This is a genomic window from Pseudomonas baltica, assembly GCF_031880315.1.
Classification (GTDB): Bacteria; Pseudomonadota; Gammaproteobacteria; order Pseudomonadales; family Pseudomonadaceae; genus Aquipseudomonas.
Genome location: NZ_CP134771.1, coordinates 360,154 through 377,347, shown reverse-complemented (window position 1 = coordinate 377,347; position 17,194 = coordinate 360,154). Strand labels below are relative to the sequence as shown.

Genomic DNA, 17,194 nt, shown 5'->3' with positions numbered 1-17,194 from the left:
GCGTGGACAGTCCAGAGCCATGCACACCTGGCTTATTTAAAGCCTATATATGCGCGATCCGTGCATTCAATCTTATTTATATACACGGATACGTCATTCTTGCTATTTTGCGTTCGACTTTTGGACCCGCCGATTTCCGCCCCGCAACGTCGAGCACCACATGACCACTGCAACCGTCACCCCCTATCCCCACAGCCGTGGCGAAGACGCCATGGCCTTGCTGGTTGGCACGCTGCTGATCGCCTTCGGTCTGATGCTGGCGCGCGAGGGCGGGGTCATGACCGGTGGCACCGCCGGCATCGCCCTTTACCTGCATTACGCGTTCGGCTATGCCTTTGGCCTGACCTTCTTCATGATCAATCTGCCGTTCTATTATCTGGCGTTCCGGCGCATGGGCTGGGTCTTCACCCTCAAGACCTTCGCTGCCATCGGCCTGGTGTCGCTGTTCTCCGATCAGGTGCAGCATTTCATTACCCTGCAGCAGATCCAGCCGTTGTTCGCAGCGGTCATCGGCAACATCATTCTGGGGGTTGGCTTCATCGTGCTTTTCCGGCACCGTGCCAGCCTAGGCGGCCTGAATATTCTTGCGCTGTTCCTGCAAGCACGTTTTGGCTGGCGCGCCGGCTGGCTGCAGATGGGCGCCGACGTGCTGATCCTGCTGCTGTCGTTGACTATCGTGTCGTGGCCGATTCTGGCCATCTCGGTGCTCGGCGCCGTGCTGATCAACCTGATCATTGCGCTTAACCACCGTTCGGGCCGGTACCACGCCTGATGTCTGCCTTTCTTGCTGGAGCTATTTGTATGCTTGACCACGTCAATTCCTACGCTGGCGATCCGATCCTGTCGCTGATGGACGCCTATCAGGCCGATGCCCGCGCCAGCAAGGTCAACCTCAGCATCGGCTTGTATTACGACGCCGAGGGCCGTATTCCGACCTTGCCGTCGGTGGCCGAAGCCCATCGCCGCCTGCTCGCACAGGGTGAGCGTCCGGCGTTGTATCTGCCGATGGAAGGGCTGACGGACTATTGCGTGCAGGTGCAACGCTTGCTGTTTGGCGACCAATCGCCGGCGCTGCGCGAAGACCGCGTGGCAACGATCCAGACGGTCGGTGGCTCGGGGGCGCTGAAAGTCGGTGCGGATTTTCTGCGTCAGTATTTCCCGCAGTCGCAGGTGTGGGTCAGTGATCCCACCTGGGAGAACCACCATGCACTGTTCGGCGGCGCCGGGTTCACGGTCAACACCTATCCGTACTTCGACCCGAGCACCGGCGGCGTGGCCTTCGCCGCCATGCTCGCGGCCCTTGGGCAATTGCCGGCGCACAGCATCGTGTTGCTGCATCCCTGCTGCCACAACCCGACGGGCGCCGACTTGCAGCCGGCGCAGTGGGACGAGGTGATCAAGGTGCTGGCCGAGCGGGAGCTGATTGCGTTCCTGGACACCGCCTATCAGGGCTTCGGCGACGGCATGCAGGAAGATGCCTACGCTATCCGCGCCATGACGGCCGCCGGCCTGACGCTGGTGGTGAGCAACTCGTTCTCGAAAATTTTCTCCCTGTACGGCGAGCGCGTCGGCGGGCTGTCGGTGGTCTGTGCCAGCGCCCAGGTTGCGGCCAACGTCCACGGTCAGCTGAAGGCCACCGTGCGCCGCAACTATTCCAGCCCGCCCAGCCACGGTGCTCGCCTGGTCAGCATCGTGCTCAACGATGAAGCCCTGCGCACCCAGTGGCTGGCCGAGGTGGAAGAGATGCGCGTGCGCATCGGCGCGATGCGTACCCAGTTGGCTTCACTGCTGCGCGACACGTTCCCGGACGGGCGCCATGACTATCTGCTGCGCCAGAAGGGCATGTTCAGCTACACCGGCCTGAGCGCCGAGCAGGTCGCCCATCTGCGCCGCGAATGTGGCATCTATCTGATCGACAGCGGGCGCATGTGCCTGGCGGGCTTGAATGCCGGCAACGTCAAGGTGGTGGCCGAGGCGATCGCGCGAATCGATTGATTCGTGGGCAGAGCCCTCCCACAGTGCAAGCAGCTGCGAAGCCGTACACCTGTGGGAGCAAGGTTGCGCGTTCGGCCGCGAAGGGGTCGACGCAGTCAGGTGGCCTGACGTTGTCCCACTCGAGGCTCGCCGCCGTGCAGGCTAGAGGGCTATCATTGCCTTTTTTGCGTAACGAGTGAGTCATTGCATGCAAGCCCAAAGCGGTACGCCCCGCCTGATCCTGTTGTTGGCCGCGCTGGCGGCTTTCGTGCCGCTGTCCATCGATACCTATCTGCCCAGCCTGCCGGCCATCGCCCGCGAGCTGGGCAGTTCCGCCGCGCTGGTACAAATGACCATCGGCGTGTTTCTCGGCGGCCTGTGCCTGGGCATGCTGGCCTATGGGCCGTTGTCGGATCGCTATGGGCGCCGTCCGCTGTTACTGGGCGGCATTGCGTTGTACATCGTCGCCAGCCTGGGGTGCATGCTGACGCAAAGCGTCGAGCAGCTGCTGGTCTGTCGTTTCGTCCAGGCATTGGGCGGTGCTTCGGCCTTGGTGCTGGCGCGTGCGGTAGTACGTGATCTGTTCCCTTTGGGGCAGGCGGCGCGGGTATTGTCGTTGATGCAGCTGATTACCATGGTCGCCACGTTGGTCGCGCCCATGACCGGTACCTGGCTGGTGTTGATCGACGGCTGGCGCAGCATCTTCCTGGCATTGTTGCTACTGGCCTTGATCTGCTGGCTGGCCACCGCGCTGTGGCTCAAGGAAAGCCACGCGCCCGCGCAGCGCAGCGCGAGCGTCGGCGCAGCGTTCGCCGGCTACCTGAGCGTGTTAGGGCATCGCCAGGCGATGTCGTTCATCCTGTGCATGGGGTTTTCTTCCGGCGGCATCTTTGCCTTTGTCACCGCGTCGCCGTTCGTGTTCATCGAGCATTTCGGCTTCTCGCCGCGCGCCTTCGCCTGGGTATTCGCGCTCAACATTCTAGGCATCATCCTGGCCTCGGTGATCAACGCGCGCCAAGTCAACCAGGTCGGGCCGTTGGCAATGCTCAAGGTAGGCGCCTGGGTCGCTGCGCTGGCAGGGCTGGCGCTCACGGCTGCCGGTTTGCTGGGTTGGGCGATACCGGCGGTGATCATTGTGTGCGTGGTGCTGTACATGACCACCGCCGGGCTGATCGGCGCCAACTGCACGGCGAGCCTGATGGCCCTGTTTCAGCGCCAGGCAGGCGCTGCGGTCGGCCTGGCAGTGGCGGTCCAGTTCGCCAGCGGCATGGCCTTCAGCTGGATGGTCAGCGCCTTCGCCGATGGCACGCCGGTCCCGCTGTGCGTCGCATTGGGCATCGGTGGTGTGGGATGCCTGCTGGGCTTTTGGGGTATCAGTGAGGAACAGGCCGAGGGTGAACCGGCTCGGCGATGATCGCTGATCCGCCTTTTGCGACGCCATCTGCCCCTGTTCAATCCCTTGGCAACGGCGTAGAAATACGAATCTTCGTAGCGGCTTTTCACGAGAATTCGTATGACCGACGATGACTGTCTCAGCGGCTGGGCGGACCTGGCCTATGGGTCACGGCACATGGTGTTCGAACACTGCAGTGAAGCCATCGCGCTGCTTGATCCTTATGGAGATCGCCTGGGGGATCTCAACATCGCCGCGTGCCAGTTGCTTGGCTACCCGCGCCACGAGTTGCTGGCGCTGCCCGTGAGCAAGCTGTTCGGTCATCAACTGGCCGACCTCATCGTGTTCAGTCAGGCCGTACTGGAAAAAGGCCGTGGCTGGACCGACGGGCTCAGTTGCAACTGCAAAAGCGGCGAGCGCATCGAACTCGAAATCAGCGCCACCACCCTCAGCATCAAGGGCCAGCTGCAGATCATCCTGGTGCTGCACGAGCGCAGCGAAAAACAGTACCAGCGCGATCAGGCCGACACCGCACGGACCATGCGCTGCGGCCTGCTGGAATGGCGCAATATCCTCAACCTGTTCCAGGAATCGGAGCGCGACAACCAGTTGCTGCTCAGCGCGGTCGGGGACGGTATCTACAGCATTGACAATCAGGGCCTGGCGACTTTCGTCAACCCCGCCGGCGCGCGCATGCTCGGTTGGCAGCCCAAGGACATGATCGGCAAGAACATCCACCGCATCCATCACCACAGCCACGCCGACGGTTCGCACTATCCGGTCGAGGACTGCCCGATCTACCGCGCGGTGCACGACGGTGTGGTGCACGAGGGGCGTCAGGAAGTGTTCTGGCGCCGCGACGGCAGTTCGTTCCCGGTGGAATTCACCAGCACACCGGTGATCGCCGACAGCCGCATCGTCGGCGCGGTGGTAGTGTTTCGCGACATCACCGAGCGGCGCACCACCGAGCTGCAACTGCAGACCGCGCTGGATGAACTCAAGGATCTGAAAAAACGCCTGGAGGAACAGAACGCTTACCTGCAGGAAGAAATCCACATCGAGCACAACTACCGCGAGATCGTCGGCCAGAGCGAGCCGATCCTCAAGATCATCAAGCAGATCGACGTGGTCGCGCCCACTGATGCCAGCGTGCTGATCCATGGCGAATCGGGCACTGGCAAGGAGCTGATTGCCCGGGCGATTCACCAGGCCAGCAAGCGTAGCGGCCACCCGCTGATCCGGGTCAACTGCGCCGCGATACCGGCGGAGCTGTTCGAGAGCGAGTTCTTCGGCCACATTCGCGGCGCCTTTACCGGCGCGGTGCGGGACCGGGTAGGGCGCTTCGAACTGGCCGATGGCGGCACCTTGTTTCTCGACGAGATCGGCGAGATTCCCCTGGATCTGCAAAGCAAGCTGTTGCGGGTGTTGCAGGAGGGCCAGTTCGAGCGGGTCGGCGAGGAGCGTACACGCAAGGTCGATGTGCGCATCGTCGCTGCCACCAATCGCAATCTGCGTCACGAGGTGGAGGCCAAGCGCTTTCGCGAGGACCTGTACTTTCGCCTGAACGTCTTCCCGCTGCAGTCCCCGGCACTGCGCGAGCGCCCCATGGATATCGCGCCGCTGGCGTTGCATTTTCTCCAGCAGATCGGTGGACGCTTGAACCTCACGGGGAGGCGCTTGTTGCAGTCCGATCTGGAACGCCTGCAGGGCTATCCGTGGCCGGGCAATATTCGCGAATTGCAGAACGTCATCGAGCGGGCGTTGATTACCTCCCAGGGCCGAGACCTGAAAATCGATTTGCCGGAGGTTACCGCGCAGCCAGGCGTCAGTCCGGCGATCAGCGCGACGCCGGGGATTCTCACCGACGAGCAGATTCGCCAGTTGGAGCGCGACAACACCCTGGCCGCGCTTGCGCAGTGCCACGGCAAGCTGTTCGGCAAAGGGGGCGCGGCCGAAATGCTTGGGCTCAAGCCCACCACGTTGGCGTCGCGGCTAAAGCGGTTGAACATCGAGGCGTGATGCGTCGAGCATGCGGGCCCCTTCGCCACTGAACGCGCCCCCTTGCTCCCATAACGGTGCAGTTCAGTTTGGTGGCGAAGGCGGCCTCGATGCCACCCTCGATGCCACCCAACAACCCCGGCATTCAGCACACCAGCCACGCCACTTGGCGGCTGGGAGGTTTATTGGCACTCCAGATCGGGTATAAATAAATATTCATGTATGTCGCTCGCCCTATGGCCGAGCGGTGTATCCCATGGCCGCTCGTGAACCGAGCAAGGACTGTGCATGCTGCAAGGTTTCGTCCGTATCGGGTGTGGGCAGTCAAGCGTTCGAGGCGCCCTGTTGCTGGCGATCGCCATCGGCCTGTGGGGCTGCGCGAGCAAACCTGCACCTTATCCTTTTGCCAACCAGCCGATAGGCACGGCCGAAGCGATGTATGCAGGCACGCTGAGCCCGGATATCGCCGTCAACACCTACCGCAATATCGACCGGCTGTTCCCCAGTCGCGTGATCAAGGCGGGCGGTCATGCCCAGCCATTGCCCTACGCCAAAACGCCCCTCACCGACATCAAGTTCACCTACCAGGGCCGCGCCTACAGCCTGGCCGAGTTTCTCGCGCTGGACAGCATCACCGGCCTGCTGGTGATCCGCGACGGCGAGATCGTCCACGAGAGCTACCAGCGCGGCAACACTGCGCAGACCCGCTGGATGTCGATGTCGGTGGCCAAGTCCGTGACCTCGACCCTGGCTGGCATCGCCATTCAGGAAGGCCGCATCAAGGGCCTCGACGCTCAAGTGGTCGACTACCTGCCGCAGCTCAAGGGCACGGCCTACGACGGCGTCAGTGTGCGCAATCTGTTGATGATGGCCTCGGGCGCGAAATGGAACGAAACCGCCACCGACCCGACCTCCGATCGCCGCGCCTTGCTGCGCCTGCAGATGGCCCAGCAACCGGGTGCGGCGCTGGTGCTGATGAGTCACCTGCAGCGCGCCAGTGCGCCCGGCACGGTGTTCAACTACAACACCGGTGAGGCCCAGGTGCTGGGCGAACTGGTGCGCGCGGCAACCGGCAAACCACTGTCCCAGTACCTGGCGCAAAAGGTCTGGCAGCCGTACGGCATGGAGGCCGATGCCACCTGGTGGCTGGATTCGCCCGATGGCACGGAAATCGGCGGCAGCGGTATCGCCGCCACCTTGCGTGACTACGGCCGTTTCGGCATGTTTTTCATGGACAACGGCCTGGTCGACGGTCGCACTATCCTGCCGCCTCATTGGGTCGCAGACGCCACCACCAGCAAGACGTTGGCCAACGGCAAGGAGGCCGGCTACGGCTATATGTGGTGGACCGCCTCGACCAAAGGCTCGCTGCAGGATCACGCCTACGCGGCGGTCGGCCTGCTGGGCCAGAACATCTACATCGACCCGGTGCAGAAGGTCGTGATCGTCACCTTCGCCGCCCAGCCCCGGCCGCTGAACAAGGACGCCATCAACCCGATGGTGTTTTTCGATGCGGTGGTCGATACCCTGCGCAAGCAGGATGCGGTCGGCCCGGTGGTCACAGCCGGGCGTTCTCGGCCGTGATGATCTGCAGCGCCACCTGGATGCGGTGCCGCTGCGCATCGAAGGGCTCGCCCGCCTGTAACGTCACCAACAGATTCATCAACGCTTGCGCCGTAGCGGTGGCTGGCGTGTCGATGACCGCGCGCACCAGGCCATCGCGCAACGCCTGATGGGAGCGGGCGGTGGACTCGGGCACGACGCAGCACAGCCGCGCGGGTAATGGCAGTTGGCGCAGTGCGCTGATGATGCCGTCGCCGCCACCCCCCACCACGCACAGCCCGCGCAAGTCGTCATGGCGGGCCAGCAGGTCGAGGGTGGCTTCCTCGCTGATGTCGCTGTTGTCCATGTTGATCAACGCATCGAGCAGGCGCAGGCCCGGCGCATGCTCGTGCAGGTAGCTGCGCAAGCCATCGACGCGGGTCTGATGGCCGATAAAGCGATGGCCGCCCAACAGCACGCCGACGCTGCCCTCGCGCGCACCGCAGGTATGGGCCAGCAGCCAGCCCAGCGTGCGACCGAACTCGTGGTTGTCGAGCCCGACGTAGGGTTCTTGAAAATGCTCGTCGATGTCCGACAGCAGGGCGACCACCGGCACTCCTGCGGCACGTATCTGGGCCAGGCACGCGTTGATCAGCGGATGGGTGTAACTGACCACCGCCAGCGCGTCGCATTGCACCGCGAGCTGCTCGATCTGCTCGACGATGGCGGCCGGGCTGCGGTCGTGGATGTACTCGAACTGGCAGGTCAGGTTGGCCGCGGGGTGATCGCGAGCGGCCTCGCGGATGGCGTTGGCGAGGTTGTTGTAGAAGTCCGGGGCGGTGCCCAGCAGCAGGATGCCGAAGCGGTAGCTGGGGCGTCGTTCGCGGATGCGCTGGCCGATCAGCCGCGCGGCGAAGTAACCGACGGCTTCTGCGGCGGCGAATACGCGCTGGGCGGTGTCCTCGCTGACCGGTGCGCGGGCATTGAGTACCCGGTCGACGGTGGCCACGCTGAGCCCGGCGAAGGCCGCGACCGTGGCGATGGTGGGGCGTTTCTTATTGTTCATGGCGGGGCCTGGATCAGGCCTTGAAAGAAAACTATCAAGGCGCATACGGCGCGAATGATAGCTTGAGAGGGAATGCCCTGCCAGTCTTGAGGGGCAGGAGGTGGCTGCCTATATTTCTGTTCAACGATGTGCACCGCATCGAAGCAAGTATTCCAATAATCAAACTTGCCGAGAACGTCAACATGCCTGAAGACCGCTCCACCTTCACTCCCCGGGACTACAGCCTGACCGGCCCCGAAGCCCGGCGGGCCGCCGAAAACGGCCTGGTCTCTGCCACCTGGTACCAATCTCCCGTTCCCCGCAAGCGCCTCAAGGAGCTGATGCAGCGCAGTGATGGGCCGGCCCTGCGCGATACCGCGATCTGGTTCCTGAGCCTTGGGCTGAGCGCTGGCGGCGCCGTGTGGTTGTGGGGCAGTTGGGGCTGCGTGCCGTTCTTGCTGGTGTATGGCGTGCTGTATGGCTCGGCCTCCAATGCGCGCTGGCACGAATGCGGTCATGGCACGGCCTTCAAGACCCGCTGGATGAACGATGCGGTTTATCAGATAGCGTCCTTCATGACCCTGTTCGAGCCCCATGTCTGGCGCTGGAGTCATGCCCGCCATCACACCGATACCGTTATCGTCGGGCGTGATCCGGAGATCGTCGAGCCGCGCCCGCCGCAGCTCGGCAAGATGCTTCTCAACCTCACACAGATCCCCCACGCCTGGAACACCCTCGGTTCGCTCTGGCGCCATGCCCAGGGGCGCATGACCGATGCCGAGCAGACGTTCATCCCCGAATCCGAGTGGCCAAAAGTGACCTTTACCGCGCGCATCTGGCTGACGATTTTCGCCGCTACGGTAATGAGTGCCGCAGTGCTGGGCAGTTGGCTACCGGTCCTGCTGATCGGCACGCCGCTGCTGTACGGCGGCTGGCTGTCGTACCTGTTCGGCGTGTCGCAGCATGTCGGGCTGGCCGAGGACAGCCTCGATCACCGCAGTAATTGCCGGACTATCTACATGAACCCGGTGCTGCGCTTTTTATACCTGAACATGAACTACCACCTCGAGCATCACATGTATCCGATGGTGCCGTACCACGCCCTGCCGAAGCTGCACGAAGCGATGCGCGATGACTGCCCAGTGCCTTATCCGAGCCTGTTCGCGGCCTACCGGGAGATCGTTCCAACACTGTGGCGCCAGCGTCGCGACCCTGAGTATTTCGTGCACCGAGTGACGCCGCAGCGCCAGGCCTCGCCCGACACCGCCCATGCCGTGACCGGTTGACCTGATTGCACTACCCATAACAAGGAATACAGCCATGACCGAATTAGTTCTGATCAATCAATGGATCGATGTCTGCGCCGTGGACGATGTCGACGAAGAAGATGTGCTGCGCTTCGATCACCAGGACCACACGTATGCCGTGTACCGCTCGCCGGACAACGCCTGGTTCGCCACCGATGGCCTGTGCACTCACGAGAAGATCCACCTCGCGGACGGCCTGGTGATGGACCATGTGATCGAATGTCCTAAACACAACGGCCGCTTCGATTACCGCAATGGCAAGGCCCTCGGTGCGCCGGTGTGCGTGAACCTCAAGACCTACCCGGTGCGCGTCGAGCAGGGCAGAGTGCAATTGGCGATTGGAGCATGAGTATCAGGGTGTCGCGACTGGCCTCTTGCCGGCGCAGATGGGTCCAGGAGTGCGCATCATGATCAACCAACCCGAGACCATCATCATCGTCGGCGCCGGTCACGCCGGGGGGCGAGCGGCATTGACCCTGCGCGAAGAAGGCTTCGATGGGCGCTTGATCATGGTCGGTGACGAGGTGCATCTGCCCTACGAGCGGCCACCCTTGTCCAAGGGCCTGCTGCAGGGCACCGCGCAACTGCGCAGCTACAGCCTGTGCGACGCCGCGCGCCTGGACCAGTTGGCCATCGAGCATATAGCCGACCATAGTGCTACGCGGCTCGACACCGAGCGGCGGGAACTGCACCTGGACGATGGCCGTGTGCTGCCCTACGACGGTTTGTTGCTGGCCACCGGCGGGCGGGCGCGGCGCTTGCCGCAGGTGCCTTCGCACTGGCCCAACGTGCTGTATCTGCGCACCCATGACGAGGCCCTGTTGCTGCGCGACCATCTGCAGCCCGGCGCCAGGCTGGTGGTAGTGGGCGGCGGTTTCATCGGCCTGGAGGTGGCCGCGACCGCGCGGGCGCTCGGTTGCCAGGTGATCTTGCTCGAAGCCGGTGAGCGCCTGGCCGCACGGGTGTTGCCAGAACGGTTGTCGGCGGCGCTGCTGGCTTTGCATCAGGAACAAGGCGTAGACGTGCGCCTGGCCGTGAAGATCAGCGCAGTACTGGGCGCCGAGCGTGCCGCAGCCGTGCAGTTGGCCGATGGCTCACAACTGGCGTGCGACCTGCTGGTGGTTGGCATCGGCATGCAGCCCAACGTCGATCTCGCCCGCGCGGCCGGGCTCGACATCGGCCAGGGTATCCAAGTGGACGCGTGCTTGGGCACCACCGCCGAGGGCGTCTACGCCGCCGGCGATGTGTGCGAGTTTCGCTTGCGCCCTGGCAGCCCGTTCCAGCGTCAGGAAACCTGGCGCAACGCCGAGGCTCAGGGCCGTCATGCCGCGCTCAATCTACTGGGCCGGCAACTGCCGTTCAGCGACTTGCCGGCGTTTTGGTCGGATCAATTCGCTTGGGGTCTGCAGACCGTCGGCAGTACCGGCAACAGCGCGCCCGATGCCACCCGCGAACTGCCCAACGGGGCTTTTTTGCTGTTTTACCTTGATGGCGATCAGCGCCTGCAAGGTGTCAGTGGCTGGGGGCAGGGCGCCAGTATCGGCAAGGACATCAAGCTCTGTGAGCGGCTGATCCTCGACGGCAAAGTGCTGTCGAGCACCGAACTTGCCGACCCGGGCGTGTCACTCAAGCAACTGTTGCGAGGTTGAACATGAAAGCATTCGTGGTGTTCCAGTCGATGTGGGCAATGCTCGACCATCGCGGCCAGAACGACCTGCCGCTCGAAGCCCAGCTCGAGCAGATCGCTGCGGCGGGCTTCGACGGCATTACCGATCACTTCTACCAGCCTGCGGCGGTCCAGCGCCTGGCCACGGCCGCCCACGGCCTCGGCCTGCAGATCGAAGGCCAGCTGTTCCCGCGCACAGTCGATGATCTGGCAGCGGCGCTGGATGTGATCAGTCGTTACGGTTGTCATCACCTGACCTTGCAAGCCGATGTGCGTCCGCGCAGCCTCAAGGAGGCCATCGGGCTGATCGAGGGCTGGCAGCGTCTGGCCGAGCAGGTGGACTTCCCGGTGCTGATCGAGACTCACCGCTATCGCATCACCAACGACTTGATCTTTACCCTAGACCTCCTCGATGCGCTGCCGGATCTGAAACTGCTCGCCGACCTGTCGCACTATGTGGTCGGCCGCGAGCTGCCGACCCCGGCCGATCCGGTGGACGACGCGCAGATCCGCCAGATTCTGCAACGCAGTTGGGCCTATCATGGCCGCGTGGCCAGTAGCGAACAGGTGCAGGTACCGATCAGCTTCGTCCAGCATCAGCCTTGGGTAGAGCAGTTCATGAGCTGGTGGCGCTATGGCTTTAGCGATTGGTTGGCGCGGCCGGATACCACGGGCAGCCTGTCGTTTACCTGCGAACTGGGCCCGCCACCCTACGCCATTACCGGCGCCGATGGCCGCGACATCACTGATCGTTGGGCCGAGGCGCTGTTGCTCAAGGACCGGGTGCGGGCGTTGTGGCACGAGGTAGCGAATGGCTGACGGACACCTGTGTCAGCGAGGTTTGCCCGCTCTCATAAGGGTCCGTGCAGTTCACTCCGGCAGCGCGTAGGCGATCACGTAGTCACCGCGATCCTGTGAGCCACGGCCGCCGCCGGCGGTGACCACCACGTACTGTTTACCCGTGGCCGGGTCGCGATAGCTGATCGGCGTGCCTTGGCTACCGACCGGCAAGCGGCCCTTCCAAAGCTCGCTGCCATTGCCGGTGTCGAAGGCGTGCAGGTAGTGGTCCTGGGTTGCGGCGATGAACAGCAGCCCGCCTTGGGTCGCCAGGGTGCCGCCCAGTGTTGGCATGCCGATCGGCATCGGCAGGTGCATCTTGATTCCCAGGGGACCGGTGTCTTGCACGGTCCCGATCGGCGCCTGCCAGGCGATCTGGCGGGTCTTCAAGTCGACGGCGGTAAGGGTGCCGAAGGGAGGCTTTTGGCAGGGGATGCCCAGCGGCGATAGAAACCGGCGCTTGACGCTGATGGCGTAAGGTGTGCCCTGCAGTGCACGTGGCGGCTTCTTGCCTTTGACCTCTTCACCCTGCGCCACGAGTTGGACCTCCAGGCCCACGCGCATGTCGTTGACGAACAGGTACTGGCGAGTCGGATCGATACTCAAGCCACCCCAGTTCATGTCGCCCAGCGAGCCCGGCAAGTTGAGCGTGGTCTGGGTGCCGGGTGGGGTGAACAGGCCGTCATAGCGCAGCGACTTGAACTCGATGCGGCACAGCAACTGGTCGAAGGGCGTGATGCCCCACATATCCGCTTCGCTGAGACGCTCGGTGCCGACCTGCGGCATGCCTACGGACACCGGCTGAGTGGGCGAATAGGTTTCGCCCGGGATATCACCGGCCATCACGGGTTGTTCCTCGACCTGGGTCAGGGGCTTCCCGGTCAGGCGGTCGAGCACGAACAGTTGCCCGGCCTTGGTCCCGAACACCAGCGCGGGGGTGCTGGTACCGTCGGCCTGGGGCAGGTCGATGAGGCTTGGCGGCATGGGCACGTCGAAGTCCCAGAGGTCATCGTGAACGGTTTGAAAATGCCATTTTTCCAAGCCGGTGGTGGCATCCAGCGCCAGCAGCGAAGCACCGAACTGGCGGTCCAGGGGATGGTGCTGCACGCCATAGAAGTCGATGGCCGCGCTGCCGACGGGCAGGTAGACGGTGTTGGAGGCCGGGTCGTAGGACATCGGCGCCCAAACGTTGGGTGTCGAGCGGCTGTAGGTCTGGCCGGGCGTTGGCAGTAAACGGACTTGCGGATTACCGGGGTCGAAGGCCCAGCGCAGCGCACCGGTCATCACGTCATAGCCGCGGATCACACCGCCGGGCATGTCGGTGCTGGCGTTGTCGGCAACCCGGCCGCCGACCACCACAGTGGTTCCGGCCAGGGTCGGCGCCGAGGTCAGCGAGTACTGATTGGATTCCACGCCCTTGCCGATCCCCGGCTTGAGATCGACTCGACCGCCGATGCCGAAATCCGTGCAGAACTGGCCGGTGTGGGCATCCAGCGCGATCAGTTCTGCTTCGATGGTATTGAGCACAATGCGTTGACGGCACAGCGCGCCAATCTGCGGCAGGGGTAATGGCACAGCCGTGGCACCGGCGACGCTGGGTTGCGACACCGGTTGATCGACATCGAAATAAGCCAGCCCGCGACAGCGCATCCAGGTTTTCTGCTGGGCGTTGATCTCGGTCTTCCACAACTGTTTGCCGGTGCTGGCCTGCAAGGCAATGACATTGTTGTGGGGGGTGCAGACGAACAGCTGCTGGCCGACCTGCAGCGGCGTGGTTTCGTCCTCGGCGCCGTTGCCGGTGGGGCTGATGGGTATATCACCGGTGTGGTAGGTCCAGGCCACTTGCAGGCGCTGGACGTTATCGCTGTTGATCTGGTCCAGGGCGACGAAGCGTGACGCACCTGGGGTGTTGCCGTAGTGCTGCCAATCGGTTTGTTCGTGACCGACTGTCACGGGAATACGCGGCGGGATGGGCGTCGAGGCGTGTACCTCTGCATGCGGCAAGAACATCGAGCCGCCGGCGCCCAGCGAAGCCAGTATTAGTACGGTGGCGCAGGCGTAAGTCGGGGTTTTCAAGGGGGGGCGACCTTCGCCGCGCCTGAGCCGCGGCAGGGTCAGCAGCACCGCTATCATCAATACGGTCAGCAGCTGCAGGCGTGACATCAATGGCCAGAAGGCCAGCCCCACATCCATGATTGCCCAGCCTACCGAGCCGATATACGCGACGCCGAAGAGCGCCACCCCTGCCGTTTTTGCCCGCACCAGTTTCGCGGCGGACAACAACAGGACCACGCCGCAAACGACGAAATAGGCGCTGCCGTGCAGCGCAAGCAATCGATAGCCGAACAGGCTCATGAACAGCCCGGCAGCACCGATCGACAGGCTCAGCAGCACGAGCCACAGTCGCATTGGTAACGACAGCGGCGTCTGGGGAATTGGCATGAGGAGGGATCTGGCCGAATGATAAATCGTAGTCACATCGACCCTGGCTGGAGCGTTTGGGTTCCAATTGATTAGGTTATGCCGGCGCAGACTGCATGAAAATCAAGCGCGCAGGTTAGTCAACCGGTCGAAAGCGCAACAGCCGCGCGCCATCTTCAGGATCGACCAGATAATGCGCATGCACGCCGAACGTCTTTAACAACAACTCCGGCACCAGGACCTCTTCGGGTGCACCGAGGGCAATCAAGCGACCCTTGTCCAACACCGCCACGCGGTCGCAAGTGAGTGCCTGGTTGAGGTCGTGCAGGGCGATCACCGTGGTCACTGGCAGGCGCTGGACCAGTCCCAGGATCGACAGTTGATGCTGGATGTCGAGGTGATTGGTGGGCTCGTCCAACAGCAGGATTTGCGGCTGCTGGGCCATGGCGCGGCCAATCTGCGCCCGTTGCCGCTCGCCGCCCGACAAACTGTGCCAGCGGCGCTTGCTCAGGTGCATGAGGTCCACGGCTTGCAAGGCTTGCTGGACATGCCGATCGTCCTCCGTCGACCACGGCGCCAAGGCGCTCAGCCATGGCGTACGGCCCAATTCCACCGCATCGCGCACGCTGATGGCGTCGAGTGTCTCGCTGTGCTGTTCGACCACGGCGATGCGCTGAGCGATATCGCGCCGCAGGTAGTCGGTCAACGGCTGGCCGAACAGGCGCACCTCGCCGGCAGACGCTGCGAGCACGCCGCATAGCAGCTTGATCAGGGTCGATTTGCCCGAGCCGTTGGGGCCGACCAGCGCCAGGGATTCACCCGCGTGCACCTGCAGATCGACTCCCTCAAGGATCGTCGCGCCTTGGTGGCGCCAGCCCAGTTGCGTACAGGCCAGTACTGGTGTGGGATGAATACTCATGGGCGTCTGGCCTTGATCAGGATGAGCGCGAACGCCGGCGCGCCGACCAGCGCGGTAATCACCCCGATGGGCAGCACCTGGCCGCTGATGAGGGTGCGCGAGATGACGTCAGCGGCAATCAGGAACACCGCCCCGGCCAAGGCGCTGGCCGGCAGCAGGCGTGCATGGCGCAGGCCCACCAGCAAACGCATGGCATGGGGGATGACCAGGCCGACGAAACCGATGGAGCCGACCAGCGACACCAGCACGGCGGTCATCAGTGCGGTGCTGCCGATCAGCACGTATTGCACCGGGCGCACGGCGACACCCAAGGCCGCTGCCGAGTCGCTACCAAAGGTGAAGGCATCCAGCGCGCGCCGGTGCCACAGGCATACCGACAAGCCCAGCAACACCACCGGCACCGCCAGGGTCACCGCCGGCCAGCGCACGCCGCTGAGGTTGCCCAGCAGCCAGAACATGATGCCCCGGGCCTGCTCGGCGTTGGCCGATTTGGTGATCAGGAAGGCCGTGAGGGCGTTGAACAGCTGCGAGCCGGCGATACCCGCGAGGATGATCTGCCCGCGGGCACCCGCCGCGTTGCCTGCGCGTGCCAGCAACACCACCAGCACGAAGGCGAGCACCGCGCCGCTGAACGCGCCCATCGACAACGAGATGGCGCCGCCACCGATGCCGATCAACGCCACCAGCACCGCACCCGTCGAGGCCCCCGCGGAAATCCCCAGCAGATACGGCTCGGCCAACGCGTTGCGCAACAGCGCCTGCAGCACCACGCCGCACGTCGCCAGACCCGCGCCGCAGGCCGCCGCCACCAGCGCGCGCGGCAGGCGGTAGTTCCAGATGATGCCTTGATCGATCGCATCCAGCGGATAGTTGCCCAGGCCCAGCTGGTTGGCCAATGTCTGCAGCACCACGCTGGGCGCCAACGGCGTTTCACCGATCGCCACACCGGCCAGCAAGGCCAGCGCCAGCAGCGGCAGCACCCAGCTCAGGCGCAGCAGCAGTTGGCGCAAGGCGACAGCGAGGCTGCGGGTCATTTCGGCAGCTTGAAGTGGTCGATTGCATCGGCGAGGCCATCGATGCCATCGAACATGCGCACCGTGGCTTCCATCGACTGCGCGTCAAGGATCACGATGCGGCCGTGCTTGACCGCCTCCATGTTGCGCGCCACCGGATCGTTCTTGAGGAATTCGAGCTTCTTCAGGTAGTCATCCGCCGGGAAGCGGCGCCGATCCATTCGCGCAATCACCAGCACCGTGGGATTGGCCTTGGCGATGCTCTCCCAGCCGACGGTGGGCCATTCTTCATCCGACTGCACCACGTTGTGCAGGCCGAGGGTCGTCGCCATGAAATCCGGCACGCCTTTGCGCCCGGCCATATACGGGTCGCTGGCCAGGTCCGGGCTGGAGAACCAGAACGCCACGGTGGCGTTGTTCAGCTGTTTGGCCGCGACCTTGGCCTGCGCCGCCGCCAGCCGCGCCGCCAATTCGGCGTTGAGCTGAGTGCTGCGGTCACTGACGTCGAAAATCGTCGCCAACTGGGTGATGGTCTTGTACAGGCTGTCGATACTGAACGGGCGCAAGCGGGTGCCGTCGGCGCCGACCAGATTGTCTTTGCCTTCGCAATCGGTGGGCATCACGTAGGCGGGGATGTGCAGGTCGTTGAACTGCTCGCGGGTGGCCACTGCGCCCTGCGGGCCGACCGACCATTCGAACTGCACCGCCACCAGGTCCGGGCGCTTGTTGATCACTGCCTCGAAGCTCGGTTGATTGTCGGCCAGGCGGGGCACCTTGGCGTCGATGCTCTGGTACGCCGGCAGTACCGGGTTGAACCACAGCGAAGTGCCGACCAGGCGCTCGCCAAGGCCTAACGCGTAGAGAATCTCGGTGGTCGACTGGCCGATGGTCACGGCTTGGCGCGGCGCCTGTACGAAGGTCAGCGGGGTGCCGCAGTTGTCCACGGTCAGCGGGTAATGGGTGGCTGCGGCAGACGCCGGACTACAGGTGATCAGGCCGGCCAACAGGCCGTTCAACATAAGGGCTGGACGAATCAATGACATGAAAAATGCTCGCTACGAACTCCGGACACCCCGCCG

General features: G+C 63.8%; 14 protein-coding genes. 9 read left to right on the top strand and 5 right to left on the bottom strand.

What is annotated here, in order from left to right:
- Window positions 1-160: 160 nt before the first annotated feature.
- The 5 genes from REH34_RS01770 to REH34_RS01750 all read left to right on the top strand — a co-directional run bounded on the left by REH34_RS01770 (window position 161) and on the right by REH34_RS01750 (window position 6,949).
- Complete coding sequence (locus REH34_RS01770; RefSeq protein WP_311970520.1) at window positions 161-772, top strand: YitT family protein; 612 nt, start codon at window positions 161-163, stop codon at window positions 770-772.
- A 29-nt stretch (window positions 773-801) separates the two neighbouring features.
- Window positions 802-1,995 carry an amino acid aminotransferase gene (locus REH34_RS01765; protein ID WP_311970519.1) on the top strand — a complete coding sequence of 398 codons (1,194 nt, stop codon included), beginning with the start codon at window positions 802-804 and terminating at the stop codon, window positions 1,993-1,995.
- A gap of 187 nt (window positions 1,996-2,182) precedes the next feature.
- Window positions 2,183-3,388, top strand: a complete 1,206-nt coding sequence (locus REH34_RS01760; protein WP_311970518.1) for a multidrug effflux MFS transporter — start codon at window positions 2,183-2,185, stop codon at window positions 3,386-3,388.
- 99 nt (window positions 3,389-3,487) lie between these two features.
- On the top strand, window positions 3,488-5,386 hold the full coding sequence (locus REH34_RS01755) for a sigma 54-interacting transcriptional regulator (RefSeq protein ID WP_311970517.1): 1,899 nt from the start codon (window positions 3,488-3,490) through the stop codon (window positions 5,384-5,386).
- 267 nt (window positions 5,387-5,653) lie between these two features.
- Complete coding sequence (locus tag REH34_RS01750; protein ID WP_226504516.1) at window positions 5,654-6,949, top strand: serine hydrolase; 1,296 nt, start codon at window positions 5,654-5,656, stop codon at window positions 6,947-6,949.
- On the opposite strand, the gene REH34_RS01745 is transcribed toward REH34_RS01750, so the two are convergent.
- Entirely contained in the window at window positions 6,924-7,973 is a 1,050-nt protein-coding gene (locus REH34_RS01745; protein ID WP_311970516.1) for a LacI family DNA-binding transcriptional regulator, read from the bottom strand. The genes REH34_RS01750 and REH34_RS01745 overlap by 26 nt on opposite strands.
- Before the next feature lie 182 nt (window positions 7,974-8,155).
- Between REH34_RS01745 and REH34_RS01740 the strand changes: the two genes are divergently transcribed.
- The 4 genes from REH34_RS01740 to REH34_RS01725 are packed head-to-tail and all read left to right on the top strand — an operon-like array spanning window position 8,156 to window position 11,744.
- Complete coding sequence (locus tag REH34_RS01740; RefSeq protein WP_226504514.1) at window positions 8,156-9,238, top strand: fatty acid desaturase family protein; 1,083 nt, start codon at window positions 8,156-8,158, stop codon at window positions 9,236-9,238.
- Window positions 9,239-9,272: 34 nt separating this feature from the next.
- On the top strand, window positions 9,273-9,608 hold the full coding sequence (locus tag REH34_RS01735) for a MocE family 2Fe-2S type ferredoxin (protein WP_409373227.1): 336 nt from the start codon (window positions 9,273-9,275) through the stop codon (window positions 9,606-9,608).
- A 58-nt stretch (window positions 9,609-9,666) separates the two neighbouring features.
- Window positions 9,667-10,908, top strand: a complete 1,242-nt coding sequence (locus REH34_RS01730; RefSeq protein ID WP_311970515.1) for an FAD-dependent oxidoreductase — start codon at window positions 9,667-9,669, stop codon at window positions 10,906-10,908.
- Window positions 10,909-10,910: 2 nt separating this feature from the next.
- Window positions 10,911-11,744 carry a sugar phosphate isomerase/epimerase gene (locus REH34_RS01725; RefSeq protein WP_311970514.1) on the top strand — a complete coding sequence of 278 codons (834 nt, stop codon included), beginning with the start codon at window positions 10,911-10,913 and terminating at the stop codon, window positions 11,742-11,744.
- Between the two features lie 51 nt (window positions 11,745-11,795).
- Here the strand turns inward: REH34_RS01725 and REH34_RS01720 are convergent, their stop codons facing one another.
- The 4 genes from REH34_RS01720 to REH34_RS01705 form a co-directional block, all read right to left on the bottom strand.
- Window positions 11,796-14,204, bottom strand: a complete 2,409-nt coding sequence (locus REH34_RS01720; RefSeq protein WP_409373226.1) for a membrane-bound PQQ-dependent dehydrogenase, glucose/quinate/shikimate family — start codon at window positions 14,202-14,204, stop codon at window positions 11,796-11,798.
- A gap of 115 nt (window positions 14,205-14,319) precedes the next feature.
- Window positions 14,320-15,102 (bottom strand): ABC transporter ATP-binding protein, encoded by a 783-nt coding sequence (locus tag REH34_RS01715; RefSeq protein ID WP_226504511.1) that lies wholly within the window; start codon window positions 15,100-15,102, stop codon window positions 14,320-14,322.
- Complete coding sequence (locus tag REH34_RS01710; RefSeq protein ID WP_226504510.1) at window positions 15,099-16,136, bottom strand: iron ABC transporter permease; 1,038 nt, start codon at window positions 16,134-16,136, stop codon at window positions 15,099-15,101. Before REH34_RS01710 ends, REH34_RS01715 begins: the two co-directional genes overlap by 4 nt.
- On the bottom strand, window positions 16,133-17,158 hold the full coding sequence (locus REH34_RS01705) for an ABC transporter substrate-binding protein (protein WP_311970513.1): 1,026 nt from the start codon (window positions 17,156-17,158) through the stop codon (window positions 16,133-16,135). Before REH34_RS01705 ends, REH34_RS01710 begins: the two co-directional genes overlap by 4 nt.
- Window positions 17,159-17,194 lie beyond the last annotated feature (36 nt).

What these genes read in the sequence shown, in the direction of transcription:
- REH34_RS01770 (WP_311970520.1), top strand. Translation starts at nt 161, where the DNA reads ATGACCACTGCAACCGTCACCCCCTATCCCCACAGCCGTGGCGAAGAC.
- REH34_RS01765 (WP_311970519.1), top strand. Translation starts at nt 802, where the DNA reads ATGCTTGACCACGTCAATTCCTACGCTGGCGATCCGATCCTGTCGCTG.
- REH34_RS01760 (WP_311970518.1), top strand. Translation starts at nt 2,183, where the DNA reads ATGCAAGCCCAAAGCGGTACGCCCCGCCTGATCCTGTTGTTGGCCGCG.
- REH34_RS01755 (WP_311970517.1), top strand. Translation starts at nt 3,488, where the DNA reads ATGACCGACGATGACTGTCTCAGCGGCTGGGCGGACCTGGCCTATGGG.
- REH34_RS01750 (WP_226504516.1), top strand. Translation starts at nt 5,654, where the DNA reads ATGCTGCAAGGTTTCGTCCGTATCGGGTGTGGGCAGTCAAGCGTTCGA.
- REH34_RS01745 (WP_311970516.1), bottom strand. Translation starts at nt 7,973, where the DNA reads ATGAACAATAAGAAACGCCCCACCATCGCCACGGTCGCGGCCTTCGCC.
- REH34_RS01740 (WP_226504514.1), top strand. Translation starts at nt 8,156, where the DNA reads ATGCCTGAAGACCGCTCCACCTTCACTCCCCGGGACTACAGCCTGACC.
- REH34_RS01735 (WP_409373227.1), top strand. Translation starts at nt 9,273, where the DNA reads ATGACCGAATTAGTTCTGATCAATCAATGGATCGATGTCTGCGCCGTG.
- REH34_RS01730 (WP_311970515.1), top strand. Translation starts at nt 9,667, where the DNA reads ATGATCAACCAACCCGAGACCATCATCATCGTCGGCGCCGGTCACGCC.
- REH34_RS01725 (WP_311970514.1), top strand. Translation starts at nt 10,911, where the DNA reads ATGAAAGCATTCGTGGTGTTCCAGTCGATGTGGGCAATGCTCGACCAT.
- REH34_RS01720 (WP_409373226.1), bottom strand. Translation starts at nt 14,204, where the DNA reads ATGCCAATTCCCCAGACGCCGCTGTCGTTACCAATGCGACTGTGGCTC.
- REH34_RS01715 (WP_226504511.1), bottom strand. Translation starts at nt 15,102, where the DNA reads ATGAGTATTCATCCCACACCAGTACTGGCCTGTACGCAACTGGGCTGG.
- REH34_RS01710 (WP_226504510.1), bottom strand. Translation starts at nt 16,136, where the DNA reads ATGACCCGCAGCCTCGCTGTCGCCTTGCGCCAACTGCTGCTGCGCCTG.
- REH34_RS01705 (WP_311970513.1), bottom strand. Translation starts at nt 17,158, where the DNA reads ATGTCATTGATTCGTCCAGCCCTTATGTTGAACGGCCTGTTGGCCGGC.